Here is a 16881-nt window from a genome sequence, read left to right as displayed (position 1 = left end):
ATTCCGGCTTGTTGCAATCGCACACAACTTGTGCTTGCAAACTTTCAAACGTCAATTAGCATGGCTTTTGCATTTAGCGGCTTTTAAATACATAGCTAATTCGAGACGAATTCGTTTGGAGGCTACTCAATGAAGAAGCGCGCCAGTTTTCTCGTTGCGATGGTAGGGACGTTCGCTATCGCTTGCGCTGGGCAGGCCCAGGACAGCACGGTTCAAGCCCAACAGACATTCACGTTTCGGCCTAACTCATATGGTTGCCTGTCCAAGGACAAATTCGATTCAGCCGATGAGCATGCGAAAGCTGGCGAGCATCAAAAGATGCAGCAATATTTCGAAGGCTTCGAATGCGTTTCGACGCCGGTCGATTCGCATTTTCGCGTATTGCGCGTAGTCGGACACGACATCGAATTCGTCAATGCGTCGAATAGCGATACGCAGGGAATGTGGACTGCCGACCGGTTCATCGAACAGAAAGGGCTTTGAGTAATTACAAATGACGGTAGCCTACGCGCATCGAATAAATGCGCGTAGGTAAATCATTGCCGTTGAAAATGGTGCCATCTTCCGTGGCGGCGAACGCTCGCTGCGCGCATCTTATTCTTCCAATTTGTTCCTGAATCACCGCACAATGTCGGTCGCGTGAGCGTCGGCGTGCGGTGTCTTGGTATTTGTTCGCCGCCTCTTCTACTTTCCTTGCCGGTTTTCGACCGGCCTTTTGGTGTTGCATGGCCCTCAAATCGACAATCTACAAGGCGGACCTTCAGATCGCCGACATGGACCGCCACTACTACGGCGACCATTCCCTGACCATCGCGCGTCATCCTTCCGAGACCGACGAACGGATGATGGTGCGCGTCGCCGCTTTTGGCCTATTCGCGAGCGAACGACTGGAGTTTTGCAAAGGACTATCCGACACCGATGAACCCGATCTCTGGCAAAAGGACCTCACTGGTCAGATCGAGACGTGGATCGAGATCGGCCAGCCGGATGAGCGGCGTATCGCGAAAGCGAGCGGTCGCGCGGACCGCGTGGTGGTTATCGCGTATGCGGGCAGGACGAGCGACATCTGGTGGCAAGGTGTGAAGGGCAAGGTCGAGCGTCTACAGAACGTGACGGTGTGGTCGCTTGAGGAGGGCGTCGGCGAGGCGCTTGGCAAGCTGGCCGAACGGACGATGCGGCTGCAGATGACGGTGCAGGATGGTGAGGCGTCGTTGGGAAGCGCGACGGTGGATCCGGTGATGATTCGGAAGGGGGTGTTTAAGGGGGCGGCGGTTTAATGTCGATGCGGGCGGGTTGAACGACGCGCAGTTTACGTGTGGGATATCGTCAACGCAAAAAGGCTCAGCCGAATAGCTGAGCCTTTTGATTTTTCGTGGTGAGGAGGACTATCAAACTATTCATCCTACTCCCCGCCAGAAAGAGCATTGATCCGTGCCAAATTTACTGTTACCCCCAATACTACCCCCGGATAGATGACGCTGCTGCTTTGACGCCGAGCGTTTTGTAGCTAACGGGTTCGCGCGCGAATGTGGGCGCCGCCATGCGACGCATTTCGCCGAAGCGATGATCGAAGAGATTCAGTGGCAAACCGGCCGCGCGTTAGCTCCAAAATAAAGAAATCTGTTGTGGCGCCGATTCGAGCCAGTGGATCACAAGGGAGCATGCCCTCCATCGGACAGCGCAAACGCCGAGCCGTCCATTACGATTGCCGGCGGTCCTTATCTACGGAGCGCGCGGCTTGCTTGCTTTGATCGCCTATTCTGCCCTCAGAATGGTCACTCGCAGACGACGCGCATCGGGCGTGCAGAAGCGTTGCCGAAGTTGGGCACTGGGTTCGACGTGACGAGTTATCGCCCACTTAGGGATCAGGGAGCCCGACGATATATCCAGGACAATCTCGTCAATCGTAGAGAACCGTTTTCCGATACCCCAGATGTCGTCGTCAGCCGGCTCGTCGTCGACCAAAAGTTCATTCCCGTCGAGCTGAACGGACTGCAACAGGCCAACCACTTCTTCCCTGGTTGCACTATCAGCAGGCGAGGGGGTCCAAACAAGGTTGAGAACGCGTGGCGTTTCTTCGCCGGGCATATAGGTCCACCGGGCGTTCGACTGAGCTAATTTGTGGCGAATGAAATCTCGCGCGGAAGAATATCGTTCCCGTGTCAGGAGCGACAACGGCTTGTCCATGTAGGCCGACTTACCTCTCCGTCGCAGCTCCCCCTCGCTATCGAAATAAATCTCGAAAACCATCCCACACAAAATGTATTGACTAACGTCGTCCGGGAACCGTCCGAGCTGGATATCCAAGTTGACGATGAAGTTCATCGCTTTCTGCGCGTTGCCGCAGGCGGCTTGGTAAAGGTTGCGCCCCAATACAAACCAAGAGGTTGGCGAGAAAGATTCATGTCGAATCGCTCGTACCTCTTCTACGGCCGGATTTTGGATGTACCAATTGTGCGACTTAAGTGAGTGAATGATCTCGTTAATTCTGCCGGGAGCGTCGTCCTCGTACGTGCCATCGCGATAGCCATCCTCTTCAAACGTCAACTGTTGTTGCGCTATTCCGGGGGCGTCCTCAGTTGTCCCCGGTAAAGCCTCCTCGTGGATTTCCTCAGGAAGTCGTCCGGATTGGGCGCCTGGCTGTGCAGAGTGAGGCTGGGAAGCGGTAGCACCTTGCGATGATGCGTCCAACGCGGCTTCGGAATGTTCGGCAGCTTCCAGTTCAGGCTCGTCTGCCGTTTCCGGCGTCTCGCTTGCCCCAGACGCCCCCGTTTCGGGAGCCGCTGTGGCAGCAGCGTTCGTTCCCAGTTCAATCTGGATGGCTGCTGCCAGTTGGCCGACGCTGGCCGGCTGTCGCTTCGATAATCCTTCAACTAGGAAAGCCAAGCTGGCGATCGCGATATTCTCGTGCCCAACGACCCGTTTGAATTCGGAAATCAACCTGGGATCGATTACCTTCAGTTTTGGGTCGTCGTTAGGAACTGCCTTTCTCCTTCCGCCCACTACCTCCGTGCGCTTACGCGGCGCATAAACCCAGTCGGTCTTCTGATCATTGGTAACGAGCAAGACCCTACTGAATTGTTCACGCGATGTTAGTGATGCTTCCAGTATTTCAAACCAGACGATCAGATCGCCGAGGCGATTCTCAGGCTTACTTTCGTCGCGAAAGGCGGGGGGCAAACGATGCTCAATGCGCGCAGGTCCCTCGATCGCTGCGCGTCTGCAGAGTCCTGCGAGGTCTGAGTCTAAAATGACATCGCCGAGGTGCTGCTGAATCTCTTCGTGAACGGCCTCGGGGTCAAATTGATGCCTGAAGGCGCGTGTGAATTTCTTCAGTCCGTCTATTGCGCCTCTGAATTGCGTGAGATAAGCGGTTCTATCGCCTCCGAATTCGATCGCCGCTAGAAGCTCTTCGTCGACAAACAGGGATGCCGTGTCTAGCATAGCGTCAAGCGCTTTGCGCGGCTGATCTTCGTCTTTGCTCTTCGGTGTGTACGAACTCAACTGGCCCTCGCGAACCCTTGCGAGATATTCACCCGCGCACCACGCCGGTATGCGGAGCCGTCCTTCCGCAGCAACGGCGTCGGACCATGTGAAGAACTCGCTGCGTGCGGCCGTATGCAGCTTGAACATATACGCGATGATATTCGTGTCAAGGAACACCAAAGTGTCCGGCGACGCGGCCATTTCGGCGAGCTCGCGCAAATGTTCATCTTTCGTCCGATCGATCGCATGGCATCCAAACAGCATTGGTTAAATCCCCTTAAGACTGTGCGCGTTTATCACTAAGCTGGATGTGCGCACGATTGGCAAAGGCATTCGCCACTAGCCTGACTGGTAGTGTCGGCACTTCAGACCATCCCGAGTACCTTCATTGCGGCAGTCTTTGGATCCCCAAAGAAGATCGGGTCGACGTGCTCCATGATGTCTGCGCTCACATCAAGAAAGTTGCGCTTGTTTTCGATCGGAATAAGCGCACGCTTGGCGCCGTTGTCCATCGCGACCTGAAGCGGCTCAGTAAGCGAGCGGAGCGGCTTGATGTTCCCCTGAACACTCATGTCGCCGAGGATAAGAAGTGCGGAGCTCGCAGGCGCCTTGCGCAACGCGGAGTAGCTGGCGACGAAGAACGCCACACCAAGCTCTGCTTCGACGCGGTTCGCGAGAAGGTCGATGACCTCGACGTGAAGGTCGGAGACATCGAGGTCACGCGCAATTCCTAGGTCCGACTTCTTCGTTTGCAAAAAACTAAATGCGCGCTGGACCGATTCTTTCATCGCGCCAGAGACGCCACCGGCCAGTTTCAGCTTACCCGTTCCACTGGAGATCGATACTTCTACTCGGTACAAGCCTACCGTACCATCCGACGTCACGCCCGCCGAGTAGACCGTTCCCGGCGAGAGCGGGTCTGTGGAAATGAGATCACGCCCGCCCTGCTCCGGTACACCGACAAACTTCTCCTCGCCCGTCTCCTGCAGCGTGTAGCTAAAGGACGTGTGGTAATACTCGAAGGAACCCATCTTCTTCAATTGCTCCTTCACGCGACGTCGCCCTTCCAGAGCGAGCTCGAGGATTTCGCTGAGCTCGTCCTGCGTCATGTCGCCGTGCGGGAAAAGAATCTTGACCAAGCCGGACACCGTTTTGCGGACAGCTTTCCGATCCCGGGTGTTAAGGTGGGCGCCGAGCGAGAAGTGGCGATCGATGATCTCGGTGAAGTTATGTTTCCGCATTTCGCGGAGGGCCTCAGCTAGGTAGTCGACCACGAAGCCATAACCGTTCGTAAACATGTCATTCCGCATCTTCGGAATCTCCCACCCTGGCAGATAGAAGTGCATGCGGTCGATGAATGCCATGTCGTCGCGGATGCTGTCCGGCATGGGGGCGAACAGATGGCCTGTCTGCACCATCACGTCCACTGGCTGATTGGTGTTGCCGAACATCGCGATGCTCGCGTCCCCCGAGACCGCTTCCTGGCCGCGCTGGAACGTGCCTGATTCACAGTAGGTCTTCATCGTTGTGATGACCTCCTTCGGCATCTTCTGCAGGTCGGCAACTTCGTCAAAGCCGACGACGTCCCAGATCTGCACCATGCCCTTCTGCCGGCCGTTCATGTGGCCGAAGAGGTTGGCTACAGTCGTCCCGCCGGTGAGCAGCGCCGAGTACGGTGATACCTCCTGCACCACGTAGCTCTTGCCCGTGCCGCGGGGCCCGAGCTCGACTAGGTTGTAGTTGCGCTCCGCCAGTGGAATCAATCGCACCAAGAACAGCAGTTTGAGGCGTCTCGACATCTCGCTGGGCTCATAGCCCATGCTCCGCAAGATGAGGTCGAGCCACTCATCGGCCGTGAACTCGCTGCGGATACGCCGATACTCCTCGAGGTCAAAGGTAGCGATCTGGATCGGAGTCAGCTTATCGATCCAGAAGGGATTCTTCCCGCGCGATTCCTCGTCGTACTCGAAACGCATGTCCACCTGCGCCCAGACGCCACCCATCACGAGGCGTTCGTAGTCGCGGACGTAGTGCTCGGGGATGTGCACGTTTTTGTGGCCGAAGTTCGTGAGCTCGGCCCAGTAGTCCGAGTCGACAAGGCGCACCTTCACCTTATCGATGAAGGTATGGCGACCGCGGTCCTTGACCATGGCCTGCGCCTTCATCGACTCGTCGGAGCGGATGTAGTTGTTGGCGAGCGTGTCGTTGACAACCTGGAGCCCCATTTGGATCGCGATTTCGTCGCTCGAGGCGCAGTACTTTCCGAGGAGGAACTCGAGGACAAAAACCGGCACGTTGGCGCCGACCTTCACCTTTCGGACAAGGTCCTTGCGCACTACCTTCCCGGCAAACAGTCGGTTGACTTTGTCGTCGAGCGCGTCTCGCGTCGGGGTCGCTCCGTTGCTCATGGCTTAAACTCCAAGTCGAACCGGGATGTCGGTGGGGGAGCGGAAAAGCTCCGCGTCGGTTGCAGGGTCCTGCACCACGACGCGCAAAGAGGCTACGCTTTCATCGCTCAACAGGAAAGCGACGGTTACCTGCTTGTTGGGCTCGAGCTCTAAGGTGCCGGTGCTGCGATCAAACTGGGCGTCCACCACCATGCCGACGGCCCCTACCTGTTTACCGGCCGCCATCAATAGCGGCCGAACTTGAATGCCCGTCGCGCCAAGCAGCATCTGCTTGGCGCCGAAGGTGAACGTAACGCTAAAGATACGGTTTGTCACGGCCTCTGGGAGCCCCGTTGCTTCAATTGGAGCCGCCGCGGGTCGCGCCAATTCGTGCGTTTGAGTGCGCACGGTCAGCACCGGGATGACCATCTCCTGGAGCGACGGCCCGCCGTGGTGGAACGCGAGGTCACCGCCCGCCTTCAATACCCCCGACGCCGCCGGGAACACGAGCTCGAGGTCCGAGGCGTAGCCGAGGGACGATGCCGACACACGGACGCAGCCGGGCGGCGTCGTGCCGCCCCGTCCGATCCAGCAGCGCCGATGTAGCTCCACGGTGTCACCGCCGGGAGCGTCGGTGCGCATCGACTCGTCGCGGTCATTGGCGAAGAACAGATGACCGTGGTCTGCGCTCACCACCGACTGCTCGATGCCTGCAGCCGCAAGCTTGCGGATCGCGCGCGCAAGATTGTCGATGACCGTGTCCATCACCTGCCGAGCCTGAAACGTGAAGCCCGTCTCGCCCGCGTGGTCGATCTCCTGCGAGCGGACGAGGACGACTTGTGCACCCTCAAACTTCTTCGCGAGCTTTGAAAGCGGGAGGCTCAAGAGTTCGTCGAGCGCAACGTCGACCAGCTTTGGCACGCGCGCGGCGGCGTGCTTCTTCCGGCTCGCGAGGTCGGGCAGGAAGCTGTCATCGATGCGTGCACCGAGCTTGCCGCCCTGCTCGGTGACTGAGAAACTCGCAGAGGCGCCGTGGTGCAGCGCCGCCATGCCGATAGGCGTGATGCTGGGAAGCGCGCCGACGGCCGCGCGAACGGAGACCTCCGAGGTCTTCGGCAGCCGCTCGGCGAGCTCGATGCCCATCTCGAAGCGCATGGCGTCGACGAGGAGGTAGGCGACGGGCTTGGGCCTGTCGGCGACGATTTCGCTCCAGATGTGCGTCTGGTGGAGTGCGCCGGGGACGGTCCACCCAGATTTGACGAGCGCTTTGGTGAAGCCCTCAGCCATCGCGTGACAGGCGTCCTCGTAGGCACGGCGGACAACGCCCAACGGCCGCTCCTCGGGCTCCTCGTCGAGGTTCGCGACCCACGCTTCCAGACGGCGCTGTGCCTGATCGAGACGGAACCAGCCATCCTTCGACACGTAGGCGTCCAGCCACGCTGCCGCGCCTCCGCAAGTCTTGTTGACTGCGTTTCGCACTTCAACCGCCGCGTTCCCAAGTTCGGCCATCCGCCGAGTCGCTTCCCACTGCGCCTTCCTACAGACGTCACGGTCAAGCCAGAAGCTCTGCTCTCGCTCGGAAACGAGTCCCAGCGCCTCACCGAACCTGCTGTTCGAGATGAGGTCGCCCGCGTGACGAAGCAGGGCGCGCTCCTCGAAGCGAAAGGTATCGATGGCTCCAAGGCTGCCGGGCGGCAGCGTCGCATTCTGGAGACCCAGCTCCTCTTCTACGCGATTGGCGAGCGCCGGGTACGCATCGGGAAAGTCCCTGCGAAGACGCCGTGCAAGCTCGCGCACGGCAGATACATCATCCTTTGATGAAGGCTTGGGGACGCCGTCGAGGGAAGCGGGCACGTCGCACGACAGGTCGAGGCGGAACTCCCCGGCGAGAACATAGCGAAGCGTAATGGCGCGCAATTTCGCGGGCGGCGCGTCCGGTTTCAGCTCGAGCCCGAGACGCGCCTCCACGAGCTTTGTCAGCTCGCGCGTTGCCTCCTTGCTGACGATCTCCGCGTCACGCGTGTCGTCTGCGAGCCAAGTGGCTAGGAGCGCATCGTTGCCGCCCGTGTCGTAAAAAATGCTCTTCAAGATCGAAGGTGGCTCTACGGCAGAGTCATCCGCCGCGGCACGCGCGAGATCCTTGTAGGAGACCTGTCGATCAAAGGACAGTAACTCGTCGACGACACCGAGCGTGTACTTCTGGAGGAGGACGTTCTTCGCCAGCTGCTTAAGCTGCGGTTCCCACGTCGTTCCGGCCTTTTCCAGCTCCATCAGGACGGAGGCACGGCGGTCCCGGGCAACCTTCGGCAGGTAAATGATGACGCCCCCTGGAACGTCGCAGCTCACATGCGGCTCCACCACCGCGCGAAGCTCGAACATCGAACCTGCATACTCCGCAAGGCTCGCCTCAGTGCCCCCGACGTCAACCGAAACGGGATCGTTCGCGCTGCGAGGACGGCCGCGTACTTCCTCGACAAAGGACTGGAATTCGCCGCGCTCGTCGTACCAGACGACGACGCGGCGGAACTTGAGCTTGTCAGCGAGCTGCCTCGCCACGTAGTCGTGAAGCGGGTGCATCAGACGTTTCCTCCCTCGGCTGCAGCCTTTCGGCGACCGCCACGAGCGCGCCCGGCGCTGCCCGAGGCGGCCGGCCCTTCGAGCAAGCTCCTCAACGCGGACTTCACGGCGGCCGAAGTCCGTTCGCGGATGAGTTCTTCCACACTGCGCGTGGCCGTCTTGCGCGCGGTCCACTTGGCGTCAGTTCCCTGGGCCCAGAACACGTCCTCGAGACCGTGGGCAATGGCGAGGCTGCGGTCCTCCGCGCACTTCGGCACCACGCGCTCCGGCCAGAGACGCATGGCGAGATGGGCCCAGTCGTACGTGCCTTCGCAGAGCGCGTCCCACGTCGCCTTGAGTTCCTTCTGCCAGGCCTTGTGATGAGGAACGAGCCGCCAGAGTGGCGCAAAGTTGACGACGACTCCGTCGTCAAAATCTGGATTCCAGATAGGAGCCACGCGCCCTAGCTCGTCGACGAAGTTGCGAAGCTCGCCAACGAATGCATCCTGTATGGCAATCACCTTGCGCTGCGCGGTAGGGGGTGTCGTCCCGAACTCGGCGCGGAGCGCTTCGAGCTTCTGCTCTTCGTGCCGTAGCTTGGGTAGCGCGTGGTCGTTCTGAAGACGAAAGAGTGAATCGCGACTAAGCCGCTGGTAGTAGGCCCATGCTGAGTACTTGGCCGTGGAGGACGCCAACTGCCAGTAGACCGGTGCCTTACGAGCGCTCTTCGAGTAGTGCGCTGTGTGCGCGGCGAAGAACTCCCTCCGGATGGCACTACGGAGTTGGTCAACATTTTCCTCGCGCGAGGCCCAAAAGCGCTCCTGATACTTTTGTACGGCTGCCACGATATCCGACCGCGCGCCCTCGTCGTCGGTCAGCCATTCCGAGTCAGATTGGCGGTCCGATTCACTCTGTCCGACCTCTGCTGGAGAGGTCCTCCCGAGTTCATCGAGGGGCCCAGGCAGCGCGACCAACGCCAACGCATCACCGTTCCATCGCCCCAAGACCGTTCCCATCGAATAGGAGAGGCGCGAAGCGGTACTGCTGACTTGCTCAATACGACCGCGCAGTGTCTCAAGTGTGTGCCCGGCGACCGTTCGGCTGCATTCGTGGCTAGGTTGCAGAAGGTTCTCAAGGCCGGAGACCGCGGAGCAGATGCGCTCCCGCACGTCCCATGCGTCGCTCGGAGGCGCGACGAAGAGCTGACAGAGTTCGTCCCTCGCATCGATTTCATCTATGCCGCGGAAGAGAGCGCCCATTACCCCGACTGCAGCATCAGCCAAGTTGCAATCGGGAGCGGGAAGGGTCTTGATGCTTCCGGTTTCGTATGAGCCAAACTTCGACTGCGCATAAATCAAGTTCAGATAGGAGTTGCTCGCCAATGCAGCAAGGAGCGCAGCGACCCACCGATCGGCCGAACCAGTTGGGACGATCACAGGGCTCTTATCTGAGAAGCAGACGCCAGAACGCAGGCGGCGGGCGCTAAATCCTTTTTGGCTCCTTCGCGACCAAGTTGCAGCCGCTTTGCCATAGTACGTCGACGACTGACGACTCAGGGCAACGTTGCCATGGGTGCGCTCGGCGTGTGCCGCGAGCTCAGCGCCATCTGCGCGTCTATTAATGAGTAGGTGGGTGTCCGCACTAAACCAGCCATACTCACCGCCCTTCGAGAAGGGCTCCCAACCATCGTCGCTTCCGGCGCTTGCGCTGGGGACCTCCCATCGAAGCCGAACGAAGCGCTCATCGTCGCCCGTCGAGAGTCCCTTGGTGACTCTTCCGACGCTCGGTTCGATTCGCGCGTCCGACAGCAGCGCTCCGGCTTCATTCTCCGACAACTGGTACAGGAACTGGCAGTGTGGCAGCTTACGAAAGTACTCCCGGTCGTGCTCCATCCACGCACTATCTCCGAGAGCCCGCCTGATCGAGTCGGCAACCTTCGGCGTATCCCTTAGGTCTTGGAAGCGGACCACATTCTTGCTGCCGTCGCCGAGTATGTAGGCAGCGGTTTCTACCATCGCGTCAAGAACGCCAAGGCCAAGATCAAGGACCATTTCTAACGAGCAGGACGGATCGTCCAGGATCGCCTTGCGAAACTTTCGGAGGTCTCGACCGACAATGAACGAACGTGAAGTAATTGCCCCGATGCGACCGCCACTAGCGACAAGTTTGGACATTCGAAGCACGAATGCCGCGAAGATGTCATTGACGCCTTCAGGGAACTCCCGTTGGATGTACTCTAGGCCGACCACCGTAGGCTCGCCGAACGGCGGATTCATCAATACCGCGTCGAACCTCTTCTCGGCCACACCCAAGAGCCCCATGCCCTGTGCTGCATCTTCCGCAAACAGCCGTCGCTGCGGATTCGCACCTTCGCCTTCGTCGTTCACGAATCGAGCGAGAGCGGCCCGAATACGCTCCTCGGGGGGCGCGAAGAGGTCGCCGGTTTGGCCGCGCTTCGCCTGCGACCCAACGAGCTGTTCGACGCGCAGCAGCAATCCTAAATCGCCCGCGAGGTTCAGCGACTCAACAAGCGCGGTGAACACCCGCTCGACTTCGACATCGTCCAGCTTTGCGACGAACTCCTTGGCGATCTGCTCGTCGGCCACGAGCGGTTCGGCCACGACGATGTTGGAACGCCGAATTTGCGCACGCTCCGCGCGCCCTATGCCGAAATCGCGGTACGCCTTTTGTGCGCGCATCCAGAGCGCGAGCTGAGCGATCTGCGCGCAGCGCGGGTCGATGTCCACGCCGTGAAGATTGTGCTCGAGGATGAGGCTAGGAAGGGCCATTCGGAGCGCATCGAGGCTCGGATAGTCCTCCGCCAGCGTGCGGCACGTGGCTTCGCACTTAGGGCTTTCGGAGTCGGCATACGCCTCCTCGTAGATCGCGAGCAGAAGGTCGAAGGCGTACAGCAGGAAGTGCCCGCTACCACACGCCGGGTCAAGGACGCGCAGGTCGCGCGGGTCCTTCTTCGCACGCGGTGCGATCTCTTCACCAGGCTTGCGGACCATGTAGTCGCACCGATCGGCGAGCGCGGTCTTTGCGCCCTGCATCTCGTACCAAATGCGCCCGAGTGTATTGTCGGTGAGGAACTGCACGACGTAACGGGGTGTGAAGAATTGATTGCGGACGGCCAGCTCGCGGCTGTTGCGCGGCGCTGGGCTTTCCTCGCGCATCCTCTTACGCTCGTCCTGCCCGTTAAAGAATTGATAGACCCATCCGATGGTCTCGTCTTCGCCCCAAACGCGGCCAAGCTCCGCGGCATTCAGCATCTCGATGAGCTGCTCGAAGGTTGCGCGCTTCGGCCAGAGCACGCTCGACGGATCACGGCGGTCGAAGAGTACTTTCACCTCGGTCGACAGCTCGTCGAAGAGCGACTCAATGTAGAGTCGGTAGCCATCGCTGTTGGGCAAGAGCAGCAGCCCCGGCGCCATGCCGCTGAACTCCAGATAGCCAGCGGACCGCTCGCCCTTGGTTATGCACTCCTGCACTAACTCGCGTGCCTCCAGCATCTTGAGTGCGACAAAGCGATTGATCGTGGTGAAGGCGGCGTCGCGAAGATAGTCCGCCGCCGAGTCCACAGTGCCCATGCCGGCGGCACGCTTGTGATTGATAGCTGCGACGATGCGCTCGCGCTGGAACGCGTGGCGGGCAGAAAGATGGACGCCAGCCTTCGCAGCCATCACTCCATTACGGTGCACGTCAAAGTCGCCCTCGAGCTGCGCCGCGAAGTCCTCTTCGAGGAGCTTCCGCGCTCGCTGGGTCGCGCGTTCAATCGCGTTGCGTGTCTCCTTATCCATGTCGGAGGCCCCCCGCTGCTGACTCGGCGACCGCTCGCGCCGCAGACAACTCGATGAACCGCTCGGCGAACCACCGCACTCTCGCAACGCCTTCTGTCGGCGCCTCAGAGAGCGGAGTCTGAAGGTGCTTGCCGATCTTCGGCAGCAGGAGCACCAGCAGCAAATCTGACGAGTTGCGGTCAAGTCTGAACCGCGTCGCCCCCTGTGCGTCCAGCCATTGCGCGAACGCGTCAAGCGCGGCGTAAGCAGGCTCCGTCATTGGCTCGTGTAGATCGAGCAGCTTCCAGATGCTGTCGGGGTTCAGTAGCCGGATAGGAAGGAACGATTCGAAAAGCGCCCCTGCATTACGAGCGAACTCGATGCCTGGAAACCAGCCGCGCAGCCGCGCGACGAAGTCGTATACGTCGCTAAACGCACCGCCTTGCTCCCGCTGCCGTCGTTCGGTTTCCGCGAACAGGCTTAAGATGGTGCCGTCGCCAACGCGCACGGATTGACCGAGCATCACCATGAAGTTCCGCTCCTGCTCTGAAAGAGTGCCAGCCGCTGGCTTGTACCCAAGATCGTGTTCAATCTCATTCCAGACGTGAGCCATCATGCTGCACACCTGCACCTCACAGGGCACGTCCATAACATTGGCATACGTGCCGACGCCGTCGGCCTTGGGCAGGAACACCTCGATGTGGCTCGCGCGATAGAAGTTGCCCGGGTCGTCGCGGTTCTTGTCCTTGCGTTCATGGGTCGGCCGCAGGTCGCCAGCATCGACAAACCGCCGGCAGACCAGCTCCACAACCTGCTCTTCGTGACGCTGCTCGTAGGTTGCAACTCGCACCGCGGCGAGGTCACGAATCTGCGCGAAAACGCCGTCAACGTTCGGGATAGACTTCTTGCCGTTGGCTGCAAATCGGCGCAGCTTGGCTTCGAGGCTCTTTGGGCTTTTGGCCCGGGACGTAACCTGGGCACGGATGGCGTTTCCTTCAACGATTTCGGAACGGCAGATCTCGGCAACCCGCGCCGCGAGCTTGAGGTAACGGTCGTACTCACGGTGGTAGCGCTGAACAGCCTTCTTAATGGTGTCGTCAGGGATCGTCATGTTGGCCTCTACTGGACAATGACTTTCTTGCCAGAGCCAATCAGGCGCGAGCACTCCTCTCGAATGCCGTCCAGTGCAGCCTCGAGCTGTTCTTCGGTCTCGATTCCCTCCGCGAAATAGCTACCGACGCTCACCGCGACGACACGTTCGCCATCAATGATGCGGCGAAGCTCCGCGACAGCTGCGCGCAGGCGCCCCTCGCAGGCATCCAGGTCGGCACGAAGCTGTGGAATAGGCACGCGGTCGGCCTCAGGCTTCTGCCCGCGTTCAAAGAGTTCGGCAAGGCGGCGCTGCTGCCCCTCGTCAATCTCCGTCCAGCCCGGAGTCTTCACGAGCTTTTCAAAGGCCTTGGTATAGGCAGCAACGCGCGCGTCAAGTGCCTCGTTGAAGCGAAGGTTGTACTCGTTTTCAATCATCTTGGTCTGCTGCTCGATCGCTGGTAGTTCCTTGAAGAATGTCTCGCGCGCGAGGAGATCGTCGAGCGACGACGCGCGCGTGCGCAACTCGTCGGCAATGTCGGATTCCTGGCTCAGGAAGTTCCAAAGCACGCTTTGAGCATTGCGAGCGCGCTCGAGATCGTGGAAGCGCGGCTCTGAGAGCACCTGCTCGAGCTCGACAGCGCGCTTGATGGCGTCCTTGATGGAGCGGTGGCTCGTATTGAAGGTCGCGATGGCGTTGTCCTCCGAGCCCCGAAGGATGGCCTTCATCTGTCCGATGGCATCGTCCAGCACCATCCCTCCAGGCAAGCGATGGGCATTCAGCGTTGCGAGCGCTGCGGAGACTGTGTCCTCGTTGCGCGCAACCTCCTTGCGAAGCAAGGCAACGATCGCGCCCGCGTTCAGCTCTTTCACCTCGCTGCCGAAGGTGTCGCGGAAGGCCTCCGAGGCCTTCACCAGCTCCTCGAACTCGATGCCCTTCTTCGGTCGGAACGACGCCTGGCGGAACAGGTTGTTGTTCGAGAAGGTGTCGCGCGACTCGACGCCGATCACGGCATCGAGCGTCTGGCCCTTGCTGGTCGCTTCGATCTTCCCGGCGCGGAGCAGCGAGAGCACCAGCAAGCGCACAACCTCGAAGTCCCATCCGAATGGCTCTTTGGCGAGTTCGTCGGTGAGGTAGCGCCCGCTCGCCGTGTCGCCGTAGTTGGAGCGCTCCTCGATGCGGTCGAGCACTTCCTTAAGCGGGCCGCTTTCAGTACGGAAGACGGTTTTGCCCTTCTCGTCACGCAGGAGGCGAATGCTGCCGAATACGCTTGGAAGCCCCTGGAGGTTCTCGGCGGTGAACAGAGCGTCAGTGCCCTTCTTCACGTCCGCCGCCTTGGCGGCGGCTTCCGTGAAGCGATCGAAGACCTCGGGTAGTACCTGGCCGAGCACATCGGCCGCGGCCTTGCCTACATCGACGGCTCGATCGCTGGGGCTCCGGTCGTTGCCGCGGAAGTAGATGCGACCCGAGAGGCATGCGGCCCGCAGAAGCCGACGAAGCTCGTCACTGTGGCGGCGCAGACGAACGCGCTCCTCGGCGATGAGCGCGGGCGTGTCGTCGCCCTTGGTCTCGCGCTCCTTGCGCACGAGCATCTCCTTGGAACGGAACAGCTCGACGATCTCGCGGTCAATGGCGTCGGTCAGCGCGATGGCCCAGAAGACGTGCTTACGCTCCTGCTGGCTGCGCGTGCGCAGCTCGGCGGCGAGTGCATCGAAGTCCTTTCCGTCCTCGGCGAGATGCACTTGGACCATCATGTCGCCGCTCGTGACCTCGCGGCCGTGGATGGCCAATCCCGCTTTAAAGGTCTTGGTGTCGAACAGTATGTGCGACGGCTGCGGCTGCCAGAATGATGACAGCACCTCAGAGTAAAGGCGGTGCGAATCGCCTGGCTTCGGGCTGATGCCGTTGCGCAATCGCTCCCAGTCGTCTTCGGCAGGCGTCGGGATGCGGTAGCCGTCGTCGCCGTGGCGAACTTTGTGCGCCGCCTCGAGCTCTCGCAGCGCCTCTTTCACCGAAGCTAGCTGCGAGTCCCCCCCGACGCTCGGCTGGAGCGCGGCCGCAATGTTCTCGGCGCTGCGGTGCACGCTCTTCACGTACTGGAGCAGGCAAATCACCTTCGCGACGGGTTGTGCGAGCGGGTGATTCAGCTCCTTCAAGATGGCTGCGATCTTGGCGCGGACCTCGGAGCCGATGTTCCCCTCGACGAGGTCGTAGACATGGTCGAGACGCACGAGGTCGCCGAGCTGACCATCGGCGAGGTTCACGGCCGGGTTGATGAGGAGCTGCTGCGCGAGCTTGATGATGGTGCGATTCGCGCCGCCGACGTGCTTGCTCGCACCGCCCTGCGTGCGCAGGCCCGAGACGACCTGGATAATGAGGTCGATCTGGTACGGTAGCACCGGGTACAGGTCGATGAACGTCTCCCGCGACAGCTCCGGGAGCTTGATGTCGGCAGTGAGTCGGGTGTGCTCGGTCAGCCGGCCGCGGTGCTCGTCGAAGAGTTTCCCCAGCGCAGTCTGCGCAGCAGCGTTCTTCGAAAGCACACGCCGGCTCGTGACCTCGGAAATATCCGACGACTCGAGGTGAACCTGCTGCGGGAACCGATCCATCAAGCGGGCCAGCTCGATCTTCTTGTCATCGAGGCCGCTGACGAGCTCGCCGAGCTTCTCCTGAGAGGTGACGACGATCCAATGCTTGCCTCGGCCCTTCACGCCTAAGCTCTGCACGATGGCCTGCAGGTCGAGCATCTTCTGGACGTCTCGCGCGACGAACTGCCCAACCTCGTCGACTACGAACATCAGCGACAGCCCCGGCTTCCGACGCTTCATCAGCTCGCCCGCGCGCTCGGCCAGCTTGCCCGGCGTGATGTCGGCCTTGTTCTTGACGGCCTTCACCCACGAGTCGGCCATTGGGTACGTGTCGGGTTCGAGGCTGTGGAGTACGCGGCTCGCCTCGGAGAGCGCGAAAGCGACCTTGCCCTTCTCGGCGAACCAGTCTTTCTTGAAGAGCTGCTTGTACTCTTCCTCGAAGCGGGCGAGCTGTTCCTTCTCCTCAAGCCCGATCTCGAGCTCCGAGAGGTCGAGGTCTTTCGCGTAGCCCAAGCTCTGCAGGAAGAGCCCGTACATGATCTCCGTCAGAGTCTGGTTGCCGCTGCGGATGCCGCGGTCCGTCGAGACGTCAAAGATGACAGTGTGGGTCGGGATCTTCTCGTTGATGGCCCTCAGCAGAACCGAGAGTTTCTTGTCGCCGGCGCGCTCGGCAAAGCGCTCGGCGGCGGACTCGCACGCGACGGTACGGTTTGCAATGGAAAGCCCTAGCATCTTCGCGAAGCTTGACTTACCGGAGCCGAAGAAGCCTGAAACCCAGATGGCGACGCCCTCGTGCGGCTTGTTCGGTGTCTCGCGGTAGGCTTCGAAGATGTCCGTGTAGTGCGAGCGGATCGCGTCCGTCACGACGTACTCATCGATCTCGTCGCGGATGATCTCTTCGTCGGTCTGATCGACCTTAATGACTTCTTCGATGCGACGGTGAATGTCGTTGGCGAAAAGTGTCTTGATGGTCGTGTTCGTCGTCATCGTCGGTA

Annotated in this window: 8 protein-coding genes; 2 read left to right on the top strand and 6 right to left on the bottom strand. The window is 60.4% G+C overall.

Annotated features, from left to right (window positions below; all coding sequences use genetic code 11):
• Window positions 1-129 precede the first annotated feature (129 nt).
• Both sap1 and NCT04_RS00155 read left to right on the top strand, forming a co-directional pair.
• On the top strand, window positions 130-483 hold the full coding sequence (gene sap1 / locus NCT04_RS00160; protein WP_250462433.1) for a surface attachment protein Sap1: 354 nt from the start codon (window positions 130-132) through the stop codon (window positions 481-483).
• Window positions 484-725: 242 nt separating this feature from the next.
• Complete coding sequence (locus tag NCT04_RS00155; RefSeq protein ID WP_250462431.1) at window positions 726-1277, top strand: YaeQ family protein; 552 nt, start codon at window positions 726-728, stop codon at window positions 1275-1277.
• Between the two features lie 478 nt (window positions 1278-1755).
• Here the strand turns inward: NCT04_RS00155 and NCT04_RS00150 are convergent, their stop codons facing one another.
• From NCT04_RS00150 to brxC, 6 genes are all read right to left on the bottom strand, one after another.
• A complete protein-coding gene (locus NCT04_RS00150; RefSeq protein ID WP_250462428.1) occupies window positions 1756-3750 on the bottom strand; it encodes a PIN-like domain-containing protein in 1995 nt (664 codons plus the stop codon).
• 101 nt (window positions 3751-3851) lie between these two features.
• Window positions 3852-5894, bottom strand: a complete 2043-nt coding sequence (brxL, locus tag NCT04_RS00145) for a protease Lon-related BREX system protein BrxL (RefSeq protein ID WP_250462426.1) — start codon at window positions 5892-5894, stop codon at window positions 3852-3854.
• A 3-nt stretch (window positions 5895-5897) separates the two neighbouring features.
• Entirely contained in the window at window positions 5898-8450 is a 2553-nt protein-coding gene (locus NCT04_RS00140) for a PglZ domain-containing protein (RefSeq protein WP_250462423.1), read from the bottom strand.
• Window positions 8450-12229 (bottom strand): Eco57I restriction-modification methylase domain-containing protein, encoded by a 3780-nt coding sequence (locus NCT04_RS00135; protein WP_250462421.1) that lies wholly within the window; start codon window positions 12227-12229, stop codon window positions 8450-8452. Before NCT04_RS00135 ends, NCT04_RS00140 begins: the two co-directional genes overlap by 1 nt.
• On the bottom strand, window positions 12222-13319 hold the full coding sequence (locus NCT04_RS00130) for a GTP pyrophosphokinase (RefSeq protein WP_250462419.1): 1098 nt from the start codon (window positions 13317-13319) through the stop codon (window positions 12222-12224). Before NCT04_RS00130 ends, NCT04_RS00135 begins: the two co-directional genes overlap by 8 nt.
• A gap of 8 nt (window positions 13320-13327) precedes the next feature.
• A complete protein-coding gene (brxC, locus tag NCT04_RS00125) occupies window positions 13328-16873 on the bottom strand; it encodes a BREX system P-loop protein BrxC (protein ID WP_250462416.1) in 3546 nt (1181 codons plus the stop codon).
• Between the last annotated feature and the right edge of the window lie 8 nt (window positions 16874-16881).

Source organism: Caballeronia sp. GAFFF2 (assembly GCF_023631485.1).
Taxonomy (GTDB): domain Bacteria; phylum Pseudomonadota; class Gammaproteobacteria; order Burkholderiales; family Burkholderiaceae; genus Caballeronia.
The sequence above is the reverse complement of the archived record's forward strand: the minus strand, read 5'-3'. Positions and strand labels throughout refer to the sequence as shown.

Coding starts and splice junctions, on each gene's coding strand:
- sap1 (WP_250462433.1), top strand. CDS start 130: ATGAAGAAGCGCGCCAGTTTTCTCGTTGCGATGGTAGGGACGTTCGCT.
- NCT04_RS00155 (WP_250462431.1), top strand. CDS start 726: ATGGCCCTCAAATCGACAATCTACAAGGCGGACCTTCAGATCGCCGAC.
- NCT04_RS00150 (WP_250462428.1), bottom strand. CDS start 3,750: ATGCTGTTTGGATGCCATGCGATCGATCGGACGAAAGATGAACATTTG.
- brxL (WP_250462426.1), bottom strand. CDS start 5,894: ATGAGCAACGGAGCGACCCCGACGCGAGACGCGCTCGACGACAAAGTC.
- NCT04_RS00140 (WP_250462423.1), bottom strand. CDS start 8,450: ATGCACCCGCTTCACGACTACGTGGCGAGGCAGCTCGCTGACAAGCTC.
- NCT04_RS00135 (WP_250462421.1), bottom strand. CDS start 12,229: ATGGATAAGGAGACACGCAACGCGATTGAACGCGCGACCCAGCGAGCG.
- NCT04_RS00130 (WP_250462419.1), bottom strand. CDS start 13,319: ATGACGATCCCTGACGACACCATTAAGAAGGCTGTTCAGCGCTACCAC.
- brxC (WP_250462416.1), bottom strand. CDS start 16,873: ATGACGACGAACACGACCATCAAGACACTTTTCGCCAACGACATTCAC.